Annotated in this window: 15 protein-coding genes and 1 pseudogene; 8 read left to right on the forward strand and 8 right to left on the reverse strand. The window is 69.2% G+C overall.

The genetic code is table 11. The annotated features are described in order from the left end of the window. Positions 1 to 97 precede the first annotated feature (97 nt). Positions 98 to 1,498 carry a glycoside hydrolase family 43 protein gene (locus tag AOK08_RS03560; protein ID WP_055523520.1) on the reverse strand — a complete coding sequence of 467 codons (1,401 nt, stop codon included), beginning with the start codon at positions 1,496 to 1,498 and terminating at the stop codon, positions 98 to 100. Between the two features lie 504 nt (positions 1,499 to 2,002). Between AOK08_RS03560 and AOK08_RS48810 the strand changes: the two are divergent. Together AOK08_RS48810 and AOK08_RS48815 are read left to right on the forward strand one after the other, a co-directional pair. Beyond that, positions 2,003 to 2,176: pseudogene (locus tag AOK08_RS48810) on the forward strand (IS1380 family transposase); the annotation flags it as partial. Between the two features lie 19 nt (positions 2,177 to 2,195). After that, complete coding sequence (locus AOK08_RS48815) at positions 2,196 to 2,327, forward strand: hypothetical protein (protein ID WP_422125720.1); 132 nt, start codon at positions 2,196 to 2,198, stop codon at positions 2,325 to 2,327. Between the two features lie 161 nt (positions 2,328 to 2,488). Here the strand turns inward: AOK08_RS48815 and AOK08_RS03565 are convergent, their stop codons facing one another. Next, entirely contained in the window at positions 2,489 to 2,932 is a 444-nt protein-coding gene (locus AOK08_RS03565) for a hypothetical protein (RefSeq protein WP_157876553.1), read from the reverse strand. Between the two features lie 228 nt (positions 2,933 to 3,160). Between AOK08_RS03565 and AOK08_RS03570 the strand changes: the two genes are divergently transcribed. Then, complete coding sequence (locus AOK08_RS03570) at positions 3,161 to 3,910, forward strand: DUF6585 family protein (protein ID WP_055523524.1); 750 nt, start codon at positions 3,161 to 3,163, stop codon at positions 3,908 to 3,910. Positions 3,911 to 3,983: 73 nt separating this feature from the next. Then, a complete protein-coding gene (locus AOK08_RS03575) occupies positions 3,984 to 4,676 on the forward strand; it encodes a hypothetical protein (protein ID WP_055523526.1) in 693 nt (230 codons plus the stop codon). A gap of 61 nt (positions 4,677 to 4,737) precedes the next feature. On the opposite strand, the gene AOK08_RS03580 is transcribed toward AOK08_RS03575, so the two are convergent. The 3 genes from AOK08_RS03580 to AOK08_RS03585 all read right to left on the reverse strand — a co-directional run bounded on the left by AOK08_RS03580 (position 4,738) and on the right by AOK08_RS03585 (position 9,434). After that, positions 4,738 to 7,695: a helix-turn-helix transcriptional regulator gene (locus AOK08_RS03580; RefSeq protein WP_055523528.1), complete on the reverse strand. Its 2,958-nt coding sequence runs from the start codon at positions 7,693 to 7,695 to the stop codon at positions 4,738 to 4,740. A 334-nt stretch (positions 7,696 to 8,029) separates the two neighbouring features. Next, a complete protein-coding gene (locus tag AOK08_RS48345; protein WP_277816005.1) occupies positions 8,030 to 8,158 on the reverse strand; it encodes a hypothetical protein in 129 nt (42 codons plus the stop codon). Positions 8,159 to 8,285: 127 nt separating this feature from the next. Then, positions 8,286 to 9,434: a PQQ-dependent sugar dehydrogenase gene (locus AOK08_RS03585; protein ID WP_055523530.1), complete on the reverse strand. Its 1,149-nt coding sequence runs from the start codon at positions 9,432 to 9,434 to the stop codon at positions 8,286 to 8,288. Between the two features lie 647 nt (positions 9,435 to 10,081). On the opposite strand from AOK08_RS03585, the gene AOK08_RS03590 reads away from it, so the two are divergent. From AOK08_RS03590 to AOK08_RS03600, 3 genes are all read left to right on the forward strand, one after another. Further along, positions 10,082 to 10,387 carry a hypothetical protein gene (locus tag AOK08_RS03590; protein ID WP_157876554.1) on the forward strand — a complete coding sequence of 102 codons (306 nt, stop codon included), beginning with the start codon at positions 10,082 to 10,084 and terminating at the stop codon, positions 10,385 to 10,387. A 486-nt stretch (positions 10,388 to 10,873) separates the two neighbouring features. Next, positions 10,874 to 12,118, forward strand: coding sequence for a sensor histidine kinase (locus AOK08_RS03595; RefSeq protein ID WP_055523536.1), 1,245 nt, complete (start codon positions 10,874 to 10,876; stop codon positions 12,116 to 12,118). Continuing rightward, the gene (locus AOK08_RS03600; protein WP_055523538.1) at positions 12,106 to 12,756 is read left to right on the forward strand and encodes a response regulator; all 651 of its coding nucleotides are present in this window, start codon (positions 12,106 to 12,108) and stop codon (positions 12,754 to 12,756) included. The genes AOK08_RS03595 and AOK08_RS03600 overlap by 13 nt, the downstream gene beginning before the upstream one ends. Before the next feature lie 65 nt (positions 12,757 to 12,821). On the opposite strand, the gene AOK08_RS03605 is transcribed toward AOK08_RS03600, so the two are convergent. Next, positions 12,822 to 13,190, reverse strand: a complete 369-nt coding sequence (locus AOK08_RS03605) for a hypothetical protein (RefSeq protein ID WP_241826812.1) — start codon at positions 13,188 to 13,190, stop codon at positions 12,822 to 12,824. A gap of 173 nt (positions 13,191 to 13,363) precedes the next feature. After that, the gene (locus tag AOK08_RS45495; protein WP_157876555.1) at positions 13,364 to 13,813 is read right to left on the reverse strand and encodes a hypothetical protein; all 450 of its coding nucleotides are present in this window, start codon (positions 13,811 to 13,813) and stop codon (positions 13,364 to 13,366) included. Positions 13,814 to 13,947: 134 nt separating this feature from the next. Here AOK08_RS45495 and AOK08_RS03610 point away from each other — a divergent pair, with 134 nt between their 5' ends. After that, on the forward strand, positions 13,948 to 14,424 hold the full coding sequence (locus AOK08_RS03610) for a hypothetical protein (RefSeq protein ID WP_241826810.1): 477 nt from the start codon (positions 13,948 to 13,950) through the stop codon (positions 14,422 to 14,424). 607 nt (positions 14,425 to 15,031) lie between these two features. Here AOK08_RS03610 and AOK08_RS03615 read toward each other — a convergent pair. Then, positions 15,032 to 17,353 carry a M4 family metallopeptidase gene (locus AOK08_RS03615; protein WP_055523573.1) on the reverse strand — a complete coding sequence of 774 codons (2,322 nt, stop codon included), beginning with the start codon at positions 17,351 to 17,353 and terminating at the stop codon, positions 15,032 to 15,034. Positions 17,354 to 17,441 lie beyond the last annotated feature (88 nt).

A 17,441-nucleotide genomic window follows, 5' to 3' on the forward strand; every position in this document is an offset into this window, starting at 1 on the left:
GTTGCCGGGCCGGGCTGCTGTCGTTGTGACGGCGATGGGCGTGGCCGGGCCCGGCCCGGGAGGAGGGCCGGAGCCGGACGTCGGCCGGGAGTCGGTGTCAGTAGCCGATGCGGAAGGTGGCGTCCTGTCGTTCGGTGGCGGTCGAGATGGGGTCGATGCGCAGGGCGTAGTCGTGGTGCCGGATGTAGCGGGTCGGGTAGTTGTACGAGCGGAAGGACGACCAGCTGGAGTCCGCCAGGCCGGCCGTGTGGTGGAAGGTCGCGTCCGCGGCGAATGCCGGTGTGCCGTCGTTGGCGTCGAGGCGCAGGTCGTAGAAGTAGTGGCGCAGGTAGCGGGTGGGGTAGTTGACCGACTGGAAGGACACGGCGGAGCTGTCGGCGAGGCCGGGCACGAGCTTCCACTGGGAGTCGGTGTACGGGGCGATCGGGTAGGTGTCGATGCGGCCGAGGTAGTCGGCGTGGCGGATGTAACGGCCCGGGTAGTTGTAGGACTTGAGCCGGTTCCAGGTCGGCGTGCCCCACTTGGCGAGCAGGTTGCCGTACTCGGTGCCGGTGATGGGCGCGATGCCGCAGTGCTTGGAGTTGAGCGGCTGGGTGTAGGTCTTCTGGTCGAGGGGGGTCCAGGTTCCGGACGCGAGGTCGGAGGTCTGCCACGCGTAGAAGACTCCGTTGGGGGTGTAGCTGTCTCCCCACAGGTACCAGGTGTTCGACGTGAGGGACTTGACCACCTCGGGGGCCTCGGTGCCGCCGTGTGCGACACCGGGGCTGAACTCGGTGAAGCTGCCGGGGTTGAGCGAGGTGGAGCGTGCGCCGACCAGGGTCTGGTTCTTCTTGAAGTAGAGGTGGTTGACGCCGCCCGGACCCATGGTCAGGTTGCCGTCGATGACGTCGTAGCCGGGGTCGAAGAAGACCTGCGGGGCGGAGGCCGTGACGAAGTCGCTGGTGTAGTTCACCATGATCACGTTGTGGCCGCTGGAGTTCACCGCCGAGTAGATGACCGCGTACTGGCCCCGGCCCACGTCCCAGAACGCCTCGGGTGCCCAGCTGTGGGTGGTCATGTCATGCAGTTTGAGGCGGCGGTAGCCGGTGAAGGTGCGCAGGTCGGCCGAGTCCCAGATGTGGATGTACTGGCTGTTGTAGTTCCAGTTGGTGCCGTTGAGGTCGGTGGCGATCACGACGAAGGTGCCGTTCTGCTTGCGCAGGATGAACGGGTCGCGCAGGCCGAGTGCGCCCTCGGTGGGGGTGACGACGGGGTTGTTCTGGTTCAGCGGCGTCCAGTTCAGTCCGTCGGGGCTGACCGCGAGGTGGAGACCGTAGTCGGTGCCCGCGCCGAGGTTGTTCGCCTCGGTGAAGTAAGCCATCACGTAGGCCGAGTCGGCGGCGTGGGCGGTGCCCGCGCCGAGACTCATCACCCCGGCCATGGCCATGGGCGCGGCAGCGGCCAGGCCGAGGACGGTGCGCCGTGACGGCTGGGGTCCGGGGTGCGGTCTTGCGCTCATCTGGTCTCCATGTGAGGTGTGGGCATGGGAGAAAAGGAACGACTCTATGACCGAAATACCGAACGAGGTTCGGTAAATCGATCAGAAGGTAGGGGTCCGCCGTGTGCACGTCAATCATTCTGTCGTTATTGGGTGATTCTCAGGAAGCTCTGGTCCGCACAGCGGCTCATTCATCGGATGCCTCTCCGGCCCGAGCGCAAGATGTGCCGTGCGGAGCCTGGACGTCATCCACCTGGCAACGCTCTCCGTATCCGTTCCCGGCTCACCTTCTTCGTCACGTACGAGAAACGACCGGCCGACGCCGCTCAAGCAGCCGGACCGGCCGTCGAAACGCCCGCCTGGGACATCTCTTCCCGGCTGCCATGGGGAGAGACAGGTGGGTGTCGTCCACGCCGGCACGCATACCTGGGGGGGTGGGGGGATGGTCCGCTACTGGCCACAAGTGAGGCTGCCGGGACAGGGGTTGTTGAAATAGGCCACACTCCGCCACCCGTTTACCTCCGCATCCGCACCGACTCCGCGGGCGGCACCCACGACTTCGTCGCCTGGCTCGCACGGCGGGGACGATGGCTGTCCTGCTCGGTCGGCATGGTGATCGCCGAGGCTATCCACCAGCATGCGCTGAAGGTTCCGGTATCGGCCTGGACGGCGGCCGTCGAGGCGGACGGCGAGATCCGACACCGCGACCGGACAGCTCGTGGCCACCGGCCGTCGGCGCATCCTCCGCCTGGCCCGGAACTGGCCCTGGTCCTGGCCCTGGCCCTGGCCCTGGACCGGTCACATCACCGCGGCCCTCGACCGGCTCGCCCAACTACCCGACCCTCGCTGACCAGCGGATTCCCCGTCCCTTCGACAGCACATCCACACCCGGAGCAGTGGAATCCGGCGCCATCCCGAGGCGACACTCGGGTCTTCGGCCTGCACGGCCTCAGCCCACGGCACAAAAACGGCCCACCGACCCCGTCGGCGGACCGTCACGAAACTTCGAGGTCAGAGCCCTGATTCGAGGACATCCTGAAGACGCTTGGTGCGCTCCTCGCCATGATGGGTGTTGGACTCCGACATGTGGTCGAAGGTCAGCACGCCGTCGGCGAAGGAGATCCCCGACGGGCTGAAGAACGTACCGCTGTTCTTGATGACGACCTTCGACACCCCCTCGCGGAGCGCGTCCTTACCCATGTCATCAACCCCGACCGCGCTCAACGCGTCCACCAGCGGCTGGAAGTACACCTGGGGGAAGTATTCGGCGTAACTGTCGGCGTAATCGGCGACGGCCAGTTCCTGCCACTCCACCTCGATCGGCACCTCGAACCCTGCCGCCTCGTCGATCCGTGATTTCCACCCGGGGTAGTCGTCGTTCTTGAACCGCTCAACGCTGCGACGTTCCGCAAGCCCCATCCGATCCTCCAGTTTATCGATCACGATCATGGTCATGCTCGTGGTGATCATTCCGGCCGCCGAGCCAGGAGGCATCAGTAGGTCTACGTAAATTCAGTACGGCCCAGGCCTCGCGTGATGGCGTGGCCGCGGTACGGTGCCCCACCGGTGCCCCCACCGGTGCCCCCGACGGTGCCCCCGACGGAGACCGGCGCCGAAGATAGGTAACCAATTTAGGTAGACCCACGGTTGTCCCGTACGGACGCGGCTCGGAAGCTCGTCCTCATGACTCCACTCACCCCCGCGTCGCCCGAGGTCGCCGGCCTGGCCGCCCGCCATCGGCTGGGGGCGCTCCAATTCGTCTTCGCGCCGAAGCGCCTGCGCCGGACGGCGTTCGCCGCGCATGTCTTCAACTGCCTCATGCTCTTGATGTTCTTCCTGGTCCCCGGGCTGCTGTACTACTGGTTCGCCATGCGCCGCTTCCCCGACTTCAACCCCGGGCGAGCGGCCCTGCGGCTGCACCTGTTCGAAGAGGGACTGGTCGTGCACCCTCAGTCGGGTGGCGAGCCGGTCGCCCTGCGCTGGGACTCCCTGCGCCTCCAGCAGGAGATCACCCAGCTGGTCGTCAACGGCGTCTCCGCGCCGGCCAAATACGTCTACTCGGCGAGCGCCTCCGGCTACGGGACGGTGCGGATCACGGACTTCTACGAGAATCCCGAGGTCTGGGGTCCCCGCATGCAGGACGCGGTGACGCGCGCGCAGGAACCGGCTGTGTCGGAGGCGCTTCGCGAGGGCGGCACGGTCCCGTTCGGAGTTCTCTCGCTCTCCCGTACGGCCGTCTCCGCCCGCGGCCAGGGCAGCCTGCCCTGGGCGAAGGTCCGGGAGGTCTGGACCGGAGGCGGCCTGGTCCGCGTCATGACCACCGACTCCTCGGGCAGCCCCGCCCGGTGGTCCAACCACCTTGCCAAGGACATCACGAACCTGAGTCTGTTCCTGGCGGTCGCCCGCAGCCTGCACGAGCGGTCCGCCGCCTGACGCACCGGCCACTGGCGGCGGCCCGCGCGCGGGACAGCGATGACGAGAGAGAACAGCGATGACAGGAGATGACGTGAGGTTGCCTCGAAGGCGGCGAACTGCCCAGGGTGTACTGGGACTTACGGGCAAGGGCAGGCGCGCGGCCGGGTGGGGTACGGGCGCGCTGCTCGTCCTCGGCTCACTGGCCGGGTGCGGCGGTGGGGACGGGAAGGCATCGGCCCATGCCGCGGCGACGTCGGCGGCTGTTGCCGGGCCGACGAACGGGCCGGGCGACTACCGTCCGCCCACGGACCTCTGCCCGAAGGTCGACTTCGGCCCGCTGACCGCCGCCGTCGCGCCGAAGGCCGGTCCGGCGAAGGGGCAGCGGACCGGCTCCGATCCGGCGGTCTCCAGCGGCGCCGCCTGTCTCCAGGGCTTCAGGACGGCCGGCCCGAAGGCGGACGGCCGTTCGACCGTCTACTGCTCCGCGTGGAAGGACGTCGCCACCGCGGTCAAGGTGTACAAGTACCGGCTGTCTTCGGCACCGAAGGAGGCCCGAGGTCCGGTGGTGCGGGAACCCGGCCTCGGGCAGGGGGCGTTCCGCTACGAGAACGTCAAGGAGGCCGCCCCGTTCGTCAACGACCTCCGGCTACTGGTCCGGGACAGCAACCTCGAGTGCGAGGTCCAGGTGCAGAGCCTGAAACCCCTGACCGATCAACATGTCGACGCGGCCTTGCCCGCGATGGCCGAGACCGTCAGGACGCTGCTGCCCAAGCTCCGTTCCTGACCTACGGCACCGCTGCTGGCCGACCGCCGGACCGACCGTCGGGCCGACCGTCGGGCCGGGGTCAGACCGTCGGCCCCTGGACCGTTCGCCCCAGGGCGCGAGGCAGTGCCACCCGAGAGGAGATGTCGAGCTTGCGGTAGATACGGCCGAGGTGGGCTTCGACCGTCCTGGTACTGACGAAGAGCTGCTCCGCGATCTCCTTGGCGCGGTTTCCCCCCGCCGCCAGCTCCGCGATCTCCAGCTCCCTCTTGGTGAGAAGGGCCACCGTCGCCGGGGCGCCGGCGTCCCGCGCCGTCACGGCCGCCGCGCTCAGGGCCCGGCGGGACGCCGGCAGCAGGGTCCTGGCCCTTGCCGCCTCCTCACGGATCCGCTGTGCGCCACAGGCCCGGGCGGCCTTTCCCGCCGCATCGAGCCACTCCAGCGCCTGCGGGGTGCCATGGGCCGCGTGCGCCGAAGGTGCCCCGGCCAGCAGGGTCCGGGCGTGTTCCAGCGGCAGACCCGCGCGGCGGAACGACTCCGCGGTCTCATGGAACAACTCTGCCGCGAGGCGGTGTTCGCCTTCGGCTGCGTGGATCGCGGCCCGGACCCTGCGCACATGGTGCTCTTGCAGCGGCAGCCCCAGCTGTTCGGCGGCGGCCTCCCCCGTTCCGGCCCAGCCGCGTGCGGCGTCGACGTCACCGCACCGCAGTGCCGCAGTGGAGGCGAGGGCCAGCAGCGAGGGCTGCCAGGCCCGCGGCAGCAGCCGCAGCTGTGGGCCACCCTCCTCGACGAGGGTGCGCAGACAGCCTGCCGGGTCTCCGCCGATGAACTGGGCGTGGGCGTGCAGGCCGACCGCTACGGCCGCGCGCCAGCCACGCTTGCGCAGGGCGAGGGAGAGGCCTTGCCCGGCGAGTTCGAGCAGTCTGTCGGTGTCCCGCCGTGGCCGGGTCCACAGCAGCCCCGTCGCCCGCAGGATCATGGCGACCCCGGCGGCCTCGTCGGCCCCGGTCGTCCGGGCGAGCAGCTCGGCCTCGCCGGCCCGGCGGCAGAGCGACTCCAGACGTCCCGTCATCTCGTCCAGATGGCACAGGGCCACGAGTTGGTTGATCCGGCTGAGCCTGCGGGTGGCACCCGTGGTGGCCTGCAGTCCTCGTTCCAGATGTCGGTAGGCGTCGTGCAGCCGCTCCTGGAACAGCTCCGCGCAGCCGAGCATCGCCAGGACGTCGGGCATGGTGACGGCCGCGGTGTCCGGCAGCGCGTCCACGATCCGCGCGCACTCGGTGACCTCGGCGACGGCCTCGGGCAGCAGCCCGAGCTGGGTGTCGCCGAGGGCGCCCAGGGCACGCAGGTACGGCACCGCCGGGCCGGGGGCGGCTTCGGCAGCCCGCGCCGCCTCGCGGACCACGTCACGTGCCTCGCCGTAGGTGCCCCGGAACAGCTGCACCCTCCCGTACGCGGTGATGACTTCGGCCGCCGACGCCGGCAGCGGAACGGGCAGAGGGCGGGGTACGAGGTCGAGTGCCGTCCGGACCACCGCCTCGGCCTCCTGGTGACGGCCCAGCAACCGCTCCAGCTCGCCGCAGACGGCGTAGGCGCTCAGCCTCAGGTCCTCGGAGAGATCCCGCTGATGCCGCAGGAGATCGTGCACCAGCGAGCGGGCCTCCCGCAGGCGGCCCACGGCGCTGAGAGCCCGGCAGCAGTCGAGCACCAGAGCTACGCGGGGAGCGCCGATCGCGTCCCCCGCGGGCAGGTGGTCCAGCGCCAGGCGCAGCCAACGGGCGGCGACGGCCGGTGACTTGACCATCGCCTCCGCCGCACCCTCGACGAGCACCTGCCGGGCCTCCGCACTGCCGGCGCCCACCAGGTGCTCGGCCTGGCGGGCGCGTCGGTGCGCCGATGCTCCTCGCGCGGTGAGCAGATCCAGGGCCCGTCTGTGGGCGTTGACGCGCAGCGTCGGCGAAGCGTGTTCCAGGGCGACGTGGCCGAGCACCGGGTACCGGAAGACGTAGCCGCCGCCCGAGGGCAGCGGTCGTATCAGGTCCGCTTCGACGAGTTCGGTGAAGGCTCCGAGGGTCTGTTGCAGGCCGAGATCGGACAGCTCGGCGACGTCGTCCGGCAGGAAGGGATCGCCGAGAACCGCGGCGATCTCGGCCGAGATCGCCGCGTCGGCGGTGAGGGAGTCCAGATCGCTGACGACGGGGACGGCCTCCCGGAGCATGCCGTCCCCGTCCGGACCGGCACACAGCGGCCACTCGTCCGGGTCCCACCGCGCCGCGACCAGGATGCGCAGTATCCGCGGGTTGCCGCCGCAGGCGCCGTGCAACTGCTCGGCGTAGGTGTCGTCGATCAGGGGTGCCGGGGAGGCGCGCCACTCGGTGTACGCGTGGTCGGGCGCCGGGTGGGAGCAGGCGCGTCGGGAGGGGACGTCCGTGGGAGATCCCTCGTGGCCGAGGAAGGCGGATATCGCCCGGAGGTCCAGGGAGGGCGGGGCCAGACGGATGACCGAGCCGGTCTCGACTCCGCGTTCGAGGGCTTCTCTCAATGCCGGGTCGGACTGCCGCGGGCGGTGTGCCAGCGCCAGGATGAACGGGCCGGGCGGGGGCGTCCGCACCAGCTGCGCGATCAGTGTCGCGGACTGCTCGTCGCACAGATGTACGTTGTCGAGAACAAGCACGCCGCCGCGCCCCGCCGCCCAGCGCCCCAGCATGCTCCGCGCCTCGGCGTCCGTCCCGGCGCCGAGCCCCCGGACGATCGGGGAGTCCCGCGGCTCCAGGGCGTCCAGCACCTCTGCGACGAGCCCGCCGGGTTGTGCCGTACCGCGCGCGGCGTGGGCCCGCGCCACCAGTGCTCCCGCGCCGGCGGCCCGCTCGGCGAGCAGGCCGAGCAGGGCGGTCTTGCCGATACCCGGCTCACCGGTGATCTCCAGGACCGCTCCCCGGCCCTCGGTCAGATCCCGTACAGCCGCGGAAAGAGACTCGATCTGCGGGTGTCTGCCGACGAGAACGGCACCGTTCTCGTCGGCCGGTTCCTTGGGGGGCAAGTGATCCTCTCCCTTCCCTTGGATGTGCGCACGAGCCAGGACGCCCTTTGTCGTCGATTCGGATATTAGGCCATGACGTAGGACGACTTGTGGCTTGAACGGTGACCCGAGGCCGAGGGAGAGCGGAGGGGCTGAACCGGCCTTGGGGCTTGATCCGCTTTGGCGGACATTCGGGATCAGGGGTCGTCTGTGGGCTTCGTCCTCACGCGCCGTCCACTCGACCGGTTCGACTCCAGGGTGGCTCCGAGGGTCTACGGCGTCCCGGCAGGCCGCTCGCCCGTGACGTCGCCAGTCGGCCCGACGGCGATCAGGAGCCCCGTGTTCGCAGAAGCCCTCATCCACCACCTGCGGGCGGCAAAGCGCGTCGGACGACGTCGCGGATGTTGTGCTCGGTCAGGTCGGACACGTGCCGGGCGATGGTGCCGTAGTCCGCGTCGTCGATGTCGATCTGGGTCACGGACATGCCATACCTCCCGTGCAATGTTGGTGATGTACATGGAGGAATACGTCACCAACATTCACAGGTTCGTCTGCCGGCTCGGAATCGCCTCAAGCAGGCCGGGGATCCCTGAGGTGATACTGGCTGGTCGTTACGCCGGGTCGATGCGGGAGACGCTGCCGCGCAGGTCGAGCACGTACAGCTCGCCATTGCCTCCCTGTACGAACGAGACGACCTGGCCGCCGTTGACTCCGAGGTTGCTCACGCCGGTCACCTTGCCGTTCTCCATCCGGAGAGCGCGGACGGTGCCGTCGCAGTAGTCGCTGAAGACGTACTGGCCCTTGAGGTCCGGGATCGCCTTGCCTCGGTAGACGTATCCGCCGGTCACCGAGCAGCCGGGCCCACTGCGGTCGTACTCGTGGATCGGTGGTACGTGGTTCGCGGGCGCCGTGCCGCCCCGGAAGGGATGGTTGCCCTCCATCTGGGACCAGCCGTAGTTCTCGCCACCCTTGCTGGTTGCCGGCGCCCAGTCGATCTCCTCCCAGGCGCTCTGGCCGACGTCTCCGATCAGCAGGTCGCCCGTGCCCGCGTCGAAGGAGAACCGCCACGGATTGCGCAACCCGTACGCCCAGATCTCGTCCTTCGCGTTCGGGTCGCCCACAAACGGGTTGCCCGGCGGGATCGCGTACGGCTTGCCGCCGCTCGGGTCGATCCGCAGCAGCTTGCCGAGCAGTGTGCCGAGGTTCTGCCCGTTGGCGTGAGGGTCGCCGGCCGAGCCGCCGTCGCCGAGCGCGATGTAGAGGTAGCCGTCGGGGCCGAACGCGATGTCGCCGCCGTTGTGGTTCGCGTAGGGCTGTGTCTGGGTGAGGACGGTACGCCGGGTCTGCGGCTGGATCTTGCCGTCCCGCACCGCGAACTCGTCCACGGTGCTGGTGCCTTGGAGGTTCGTGAACGAGATGTAGAAGTGCGCGAACTCGTTGTCGAACGTGATGCCCAGCAGGCCGCGTTCGCCGTTGGTGGTGGTCTCGCCGGATATGTCGATGACGGGGTCGCCGAGCCCCTCATCGTCCAAGACCCTTACCTTGCCCGCGCGTTCGGCTATCCAGACCGTGCCACCGGGACCGGCGGCGCCGGCGGTTGGATTCCGGGCCGTTGCCACTTTCTTGAGCACGACCTTCGCTGCCTGACGTGGGGTGCCGGGCTCGTCGGCGGACGCCGTGGTCAGAGTGAGGGAAGCAGTGAGGGAAACGACGAGGCAGAGGGTGCCGATGACCGCCGAGCTTCTGGTGCGAACTTTCACCGTGATCCTCCTAGAGGCGGCGAACGGGGGAGAGCACCCGGCTGCCATGGGCAGAGACAGGCGGGTGTCGTCCACGCCGGCACGCATACCTGGGGGGTGGGGGGATGGTGTGCTACAGGCCACAAGTGAGGCTACCGGGACAGGGGTTGTTGAAATAGACCACACTCCGCCACCCAATTACCTCCGCTCCGCTTCCCGTCGGGGCCTGAGCCTCCCCGTTCCCCGGCGCACGGATGCTCAACGGTGACGGTGACGGTGCCAGGGCCGGGCGGGCAGTTCCGAGGGAGGCGCGAAAGTCGCCAGGTGTCGGAACCCGAGGTCAGCGGCCCAACTCCCCCGCCTCTCTCCTGAGCGGTGGTTGGCGGCAGCAAGCGTCGGCACTCCGTGCCCATGCTTGCCGGAGATGACTACTTGATCCGCTGGACAGCGCGCGAGGTCTTGGCCCGGCCGAGTCCCGTGCCGGCCACAGCAGGGCTCTACGGGTGGCTGTTCTTGACCTTGCACGTATGGATGCGCTGGACTCGCCTCGACCTTTCGTTGGGTGCAGCATGATCGCAACGCGCCACCGGGCCCGAATCAGGCGAAACCGTGGTCGCCAAAGGCGATACACGCCAAGGACCTCATCCGCGCACACAAGGGAGAGTCAAGTGTCATTGCCAGTGGGCAGCCGTTGGACCATCAAACGAAGCTCCGTAGGGACCGAGACCATCGAGATCATCGATAGTCAAGGCGAGACCTTCACCGCGAAATATGTCAGCACCACAGACCCGAGCAAGTTCTCGGGTGAAGTAGGCAGTCGGCAACATGAGGTCATCACCCTCAAGCAGCACAACGCGGGGCCCAAGTATGTCGCTTTCCACAGCGGACTGCGAGAGGCGTCGAATGGTACCTACACGGGAAGTTGGTACGACGTAGCGGGCAACAAGGGAGACTTCAGCCTGGTCAAGCAGTAGGCCTACTGCTTGACCAGGCTGTTACCTCAACCCGTCGTCGAGGACGACACGGTGGAGCCGGGCCCAGACCCGCTCTCGGCGACTCGCCCCGCCTGATCTGCTGTGAGGCTTTGAGCGGCCGAAGGCGGGCCGAGGGGACCGCCGGGCCGCATCGATCTTGGTGAGTGGTTTGAGGGCCCTCGGCGGGAGATCGGCGAACGGGTTCTCGGAATGGGGTCAGCAGGTGCCATCTCACAAAGGCAGGAGCCCCAACTGACCACGGCTTCCCAAGCTCAGAGCCCGGGGTCAGCCGGGCAAATCCGGTCCCGCCCGAGTGCCCTGTCCACCATGCGCTGCTGATCCGGGGCCAGCGGCGCAGGCTGAAGGGGAGAAGCCTCATGGCGCGCAAGCCAAGATCAAGATCTACGGCTGGTGGTACTGGGTTCACCATGAGACCGGGTACTGGTTTCATGGCAACGTCCTCCTGCGGTGTCCTAGCGTCGTGCCATGACGATTCCAGCTGGACTGACACGCACGGTCCTCCGGGCGCAGCGGGACACCGGCTTTCTTGCCGCTGGTGTGCTGCCGCACCTGGCGCTGGTGCCCGTGTGGGCCTGGGCGGCGGCGACTACCGCCAGGACGGGGAACCGACTTCTTACGGTTTCCGTGTCGGCCGCCCTGGTCCTGCTCGGCACCCCGGTGCTGACGGCCGTTCAGCGGGCTCGCTACCGGGTACTCATCGGTGTGGACGTCCCCCGGCTCACCCCCACCGCGCCGGAACAATGGACGTGGGCCTCGACCGCCCGGTGGCTCGCGGCGACGCGGCCTTGGCGCAAGATCGGCTACCACCTCCTGCTGGGGCCGCTGCTCGCGCTGCTGGAGCTGCTGGTGCTCGCGGTGGCAGCGGCGTCCCTGGCGGGCGTCATCGCCTACGCCTGGTCATGGGCACTGCCAACCGGAATCCGCCAGGACTGGTTCGGCCACCTGACCCAGCTGCCGGCTTACACAGCGGCTGGACTCCTCCTCCTGTGCGCCCTGCCCTGGACCGCGCGGGCAGTAGCCCGGGCCGAGGCGCGGCTGGCGTTGGGCCTGCTCGGGCCCAGCCGGGCGCAGCGGCTCCAGGAACGGGTCGATCAACTGGCCGTGAGCCGGACCGACTTGATCGAGGCCGTCGACGCGGAGCGTCGCCGGATCGAGCGCGACCTGCACGACGGCACCCAGCAACGGTTGGTGTCTCTCGCGGTCAACCTGGGTCTGGCCATTGCCACCCGCCCGGACCTGCCGAGTGATGCCCGCGAGGTGATCGCGAGAGCGCACCTGGAGGCGAAAGAGGCGATCGCCGAACTCAATGACCTGGTGCGGGGACTGCACCCGGCCGTGCTCGAAGACCGAGGTCTGGACGCGGCGTTGTCCGGGCTGGCTGCCCGCACGCCCCTGCCGGTGCGGCTGCGGGTCGATCTGGAGGAGCGGGTGGCGCCCGACGTGGAGTCAGTCGCGTACTTCGTGATCTCTGAGGCGCTGACCAATGCGACGAAGCACGCCAACGCGATGCGCACAGAGGTGATGGTCAGTCAGGTCGGCGAGGTGCTGCGAGTGCGCGTTACCGACGACGGGCTGGGCGGTGCCGACGCCGCCGGCACGGGGCTGACCGGGCTGGCCAAGCGGGTCGGCTCCCTCGACGGGGCCTTCCACGTCAGCAGCCCCGTTGGCGGGCCCACCACCATCACCGCGGAGCTGCCGTGCGCGCGGTGATCGCCGAGGATTCGGTGTTGTTGCGGGTCGGCCTGATCAAGGTGCTGGAGATGGGCGGGTTCCAGGTCGCCGCGGAAGCCGGCGACGCGGAGGGGCTGTTGGCGGCAGTGGCGGAGCATCGGCCCGATCTCGCCTTGATCGACGTCCGGATGCCGCCCGGCTTCACCGACGAGGGGGTGCGGGCGGCGATGGAGATCCGTCGGCGATGGCCGGGGACGCCAGTGGTGCTGCTTTCGCAGTATGTGGAGGAGCGGTACGCGGCTGACCTGCTGTCCGCGAACACCAGCGGTGTGGGCTACCTGCTCAAGCAGCGGGTTGCCGATGTCGCCGACTTCGTGGCGGCGGTCCGGCGAGTGGCGGACGGGGGCACGGCCCTGGACCCGCAGGTCGTCGCCCAGCTGCTGCTGCGGCGCGACAGCGACCCGCTCGCGCGGCTGACCCCCCGCGAACGGGAGGTGCTCGGCCTGATGGCCGAGGGGCGCTCCAATGCCGGCATCGCGCAGGCGCTGGTGGTCAGCGAGAGCGCCGTGGCGAAGCACATCAACAACATCTTCGCCAAGCTTGACCTGCCCGTGGTCGACGCGGACCACCGCCGCGTCCTGGCCGTGCTGCGGTTCCTCGGAGCGTCCCGGGCCTGACCTTCCCGTCCGTGATCACGATCTACGGCTGAATACTGGTACTCCAGTGCGACTTCGTGATCCAGCTAGGCGTCGAGGTAGTGGTAGTCCCCATCCGGGCGGCCGATCACCAAGCCGCCGCTGTGGACCCTCCACTCGCTCATGCCGTCGGCGTCGTGGCTGACCAGAAACAGCCCCCGGGGCCTCTCGTCGTACTCGTCATCCGGGTAGGAGGCTGGGATCCGGGCGATCTGACGCAGCCTCTCCTCGAACCAGCCGAGGGACACCGCGCGGATGTTGCCCCCGTAGAAGGCCCACCTGACGTAGTTGTACTGCCGAGCGGGGAAAGCCCAACCCCCGCTGTAGGTGTGCTCCGGATCGTCTGCTTCCACGATCTCCTTGATCTGGGCCAGCTGTCCGTCGTCACACTCCAGCCAGCCCCTGACCGAGACCATGGTTCCCACGGCGGTTGCTCCTCATTCGTATGGCGCGCTGCCCTGGCGCACGGTTCCTACGCGCTTGCACGCTAGGGGCGACCTGCTCGGTCGCGCAAAGGGATTGGCAGGTGGATCAGCCTCCTCGGGCGAGGGCGCGCCATCCCCGTCCGGTCGGCCCTCGCGATCACCCACTACCGACGACGGCTCACCAGCCACTGATGGAGGCGGCCACGGCGGACGTGGCCCACTTCAGAAGGACGAAGACCGCTGCGAGGGCCAGGAGCGGCCCGAACAGCAGTTGGTGACCGAGCTGCCGTCGGCCCGCCGGCGAACGCAGCCACTCGGGCAGCGGGGGACGCGGTCCCGTAGGGCGAGGGGATGTCCACACCGAGACGGGTACGGAAGCGGGCGTGCTGGGCCTCGGTCGGCAACGGCCCGGCCAGCATGACGGCGGCGAGCGGGACGAGAACCGCGAGGAGGGTCGCCGCCAACGTTTCCGGGACGAAGGAGATCCATGGCAGAGCCATGACGACCGGGACAGCGAGCTGGATCAGAACCCCGGTGACGATGAACGCGGCCGGGCGTCCTGCGCCCCGGAACGGCCACTGGGTCACGCGCCGCAGGCGGGCGGTTATGTGCATGACGGAACGGTAAGTGCCGAGGTCAGGGGTGGTCCATGACGTAGGGGTCCGTCTTGGGGGTGTAGTTGGTGCCACCCCCAAGACGGACATCTGCGTTACTGACTGTCATCGCCCCGCAGTCGAGGCTGAAGGCCATGAAGGAGAACCGCGAACGCGAGAAGCCCGAACCGATGAGTGCGCTGATCACCCGTCAACCACATGGTGTCGAGGGCGGGTCGACCCCGCGGCGGGTGCGCCGCTGGTACCGAATGGAGCACGTCCTCGTCGCCTGCGGGCTCGCCCTGCTCCCCTGGCTGGTCGTGTTGGCCAACAGCCTGCCCGCGGCGGCCGTTGCCCCGAATTGGCGCACGGTCTGGATCGGCCTGGACGCCGCGGAGGCGGTGGCCCTGATCGCCACGGGGCTGCTGGCCGTACGAGGTCACCGCCTGCACCCGCTGACGGCCACCACCGCCGCCACGCTGCTGACGGTCGACGCCTGGTTCGACACCATGACAGCGGCACCGGGCGTGGACCAGGTCTCGGCGGCGGCGATGGCACTCGGCGCGGAGCTGCCGCTGGCGGTGGTGTGCGTCGTACTGGCGACAAGGGCGCACGCCCGATTCACGGTCTGATCGTCTTCTGGGCCTTCTCCGCGTGGCAGCGTGTGCGACGGGAACGGCACTTCGTAGGCCGGCGGGCGCACCGGGCCGGACGGACGAATCAGAGCCGCGCGACCGGGCCGGACCTGCTCCGCGCGGCCACCGTGCCTTCCGCGTGCCATGTGAAACCCCAGGTCGGAGACCCTTGGGTTCTTTGTTGTCCAGGCCAATGGGTGGAGCCCGTCCGGGAGACCGACGACCGCGCGAGTCCGACGCCGCTTCCGGTGCTCAGCGGGATCCTCACCGCTTTCGGCGTATGGCGGATCCGGCACCGGGTGAGTCGACCCCCGCGTCATCCGGCGACGGACACGGAAGTTATCGAGGTCGACGTCTCCGCGGCGGAGGCCGGCCTGCTCTTCCGGCCGTCTCGGACCGTACGCGCCGGGGCAGACCATGAGCCGCCAGCGCGTTCCCGCCGCTTCGGCGAGAGTGTCGACCTGGGCGGCACCGCGCCTGACGCCGCTATGTCGGCCCGGAGCAGACACGCCGCCGCCCGGATCCCGAGGGGCTGGGCGGCGGCGTGCAGACATGCGTCACGTGTTGGCGGATCAGGGGGTCATAGGGTCACGGGGTCACGGGGTCACGGGGTCAGCTGCCAGCGTGCGATGTATCCGACGTCGATGGGCGCCCGGTCCTGCACGCGCAGTTTCCAGGTGCCGTTGAGCGGTTGGGCGGAGGCGTCGACCGTGAAGGTCTGGTCAACGTTGTGCTCGGAGCCGCCGCTGCGGTTGAGCAGGGGGTAGACGGTGCCGTCCGGGCCGATGAGCTCGACGATGAGGTCGCCGCGCCAGGTGTGGACGATGTTGACGTAGACCGAGGTCGTCGCGGAGGCGTTGCCCTCGCGGCCGGTGATCGTCACCGGCGACTCCACGGCGCCCCCGTTGTCGGGGATGTCCACACGAGTGGCGTTGGTGTAGATGTAGGCGATCTGCCAGCTGAAGGTGTCCGAGACGGTCGACCCGGTGCTGTCGGTCACCGTGATCGTGACGTCGCTGGTGCCGAGGGTGGTCGGGGTGCCGCTGATCAGACCTGTGGGGCTGAGGGTAAGGCCGTCGGGCAGGCCGGTGGCCTCGTAGGTCAGGGCGGCGCCCGTGTTGGTGGTGTAGGCGTCCAGTTGGAGGCTGACGTCCTGGTTTAGGCCGCTCATCTGGTCGGCGGTCGGGGCGAGGTTGACGCCGATGGCGACACGGTGGCCGACGTTGATCGCGGCCCAGGCGTCGGCGACGGCGAGGTAGGTCGGGCTGTAGGCGCCGAACAGGTCGGCGGCGGCCGACAGGGTGGCGGTGCGGGCACCGGCGTAGTCGGTCGTCGAGACCATGTACGTCGTCAGCGCGCGGTACCAGATCGCGGCGGCGTTCTCGACTCCGATGCCGGTGACCGGACGGCCGTCGGACGTCGGGCTGTCGTAGTTGACGCCGTTGACTGTCTTCGCGCCGCTGCCCTCGGAGAGCAGGTAGAAGAGGTGGTTCGCGGGGCCGGAGGAGTAGTGGACGTCCAGCCCGCCCAGGCTGGGGCTCCAACTGTCGCGCGAGGCACCGTCCTTGGACGGCTTGTCCATGTAACGCAGCGGAGTGCCGTTGCCGTTGATGTCGATCTTCTCGCCGACGAGGTAGTCACCGGGGTCGGCCGCGAGGCCCTCGTGGAACTCGACCGCGGCGGCGAAGATGTCGGAGGTCGCCTCGTTCAGGCCGCCCGACTCGCCGCTGTAGTTCAGGCCGGCGGTGGCGGCGGTGACACCGTGGGTCATCTCATGGGCGGCCACGTCGAGCGCCGTCAGCGGATGGGTGTTGCCTGAACCGTCGCCGTACGTCATGCAGAAGCATTCGTCCTGCCAGAAGGCGTTGACGTAGTTGTTGCCGTAGTGGGCACGGCTGTAGGCGGCGACACCGTCGTTGCGGATGCCGTTGCGGCCGTACATCTCCTTGTAGTAGTCCCAGGTGGCCGCGGCGCCGAAGGCCACGTCGACACCGGCGGTCTGGCGGTTGGACGGCAGACCGTTGCCCCAGACATCGTTGTCGTCCGTGAACAGGGTGCCGGTGCCCGAAGAGCCCTGGTTGAGGTCGTACGTCTTCTGCCCGGCGCGGTCCGGGTCGACGAGCTGGTACGACGATCCGGACAGGGTGGTACCGAGCGGGACCTCGCCGACGTACTGACCGGTGCCGGTACCGGAGCTGGTGCCGGTTCTGGTGCCTGTGCCGTCGGTGTGCACCTGTTCGGCGGCCTGGAGCTGCTTGCCGGAGGCGGCGTCGGTGACGACCTGGAGTTCGCTGGGGGTGCCGTCCCGCTGAACGCCCTTTACGAGGGTCTCCCAGGCCAGCACCGGCTTCCCGCTGCCGGCCCAGATCACCAGACGGGGCGCCCGCTCCGTCGCGGAACCCTTGACTTCGGCCTTCTTCGAGGCGCCCAGGGCCTTGGCGGCGGCACCGGCAGCCGTGACCTTCGGCGTGAGCGAGGGCACCGCGAGACGGAACGGGTTCGCCTTCGTGACGGTCGTACCGCCGCCCTTGCCGCCCTTCCCGCTCTTGTCATGGACGACCAGGTCACCACCGAGGACCGGCAATCCCGCGTACGTGCGCTCGTAGCGCGTGTGCAGGGTGCCGTCGGCGTCCTTGATCACGTCCTTGACGACGAGCCTCTCCTTGGCACCGAGGCCGATCCGCCGCGCCGTACCGGCCGCCATGGACCGGGCACTCTCGATCAGCGCGGCCCGCCGGGCAGGCGTCAGGGACGACTGGGCCGCGCCCGCCCGGGGGGTGGCGGTGATCTTCGCGGGACCGCCCGGGTTCACCGGGGCCGCTACGGCCAAGTCAGGGGCGGCCAGCGCGAGCAGGGACCCTACAGCCGTGAGGGCGAGGGCGGCGGCACGTCTGCGCCCTACAAAAGCGCGGTGTCGCAGGGGCAACGGATTCTCCTTCAGGACGACGGCCGGCCCGTAACGGGGGCCGTGGGAGAGACGGAACGGCAAGGGATGCCGGTCCGGAGCGCTGCAC

The organism is Streptomyces graminilatus, from assembly GCF_001418565.1.
Classification (GTDB): Bacteria; Actinomycetota; Actinomycetes; order Streptomycetales; family Streptomycetaceae; genus Streptomyces; species Streptomyces graminilatus.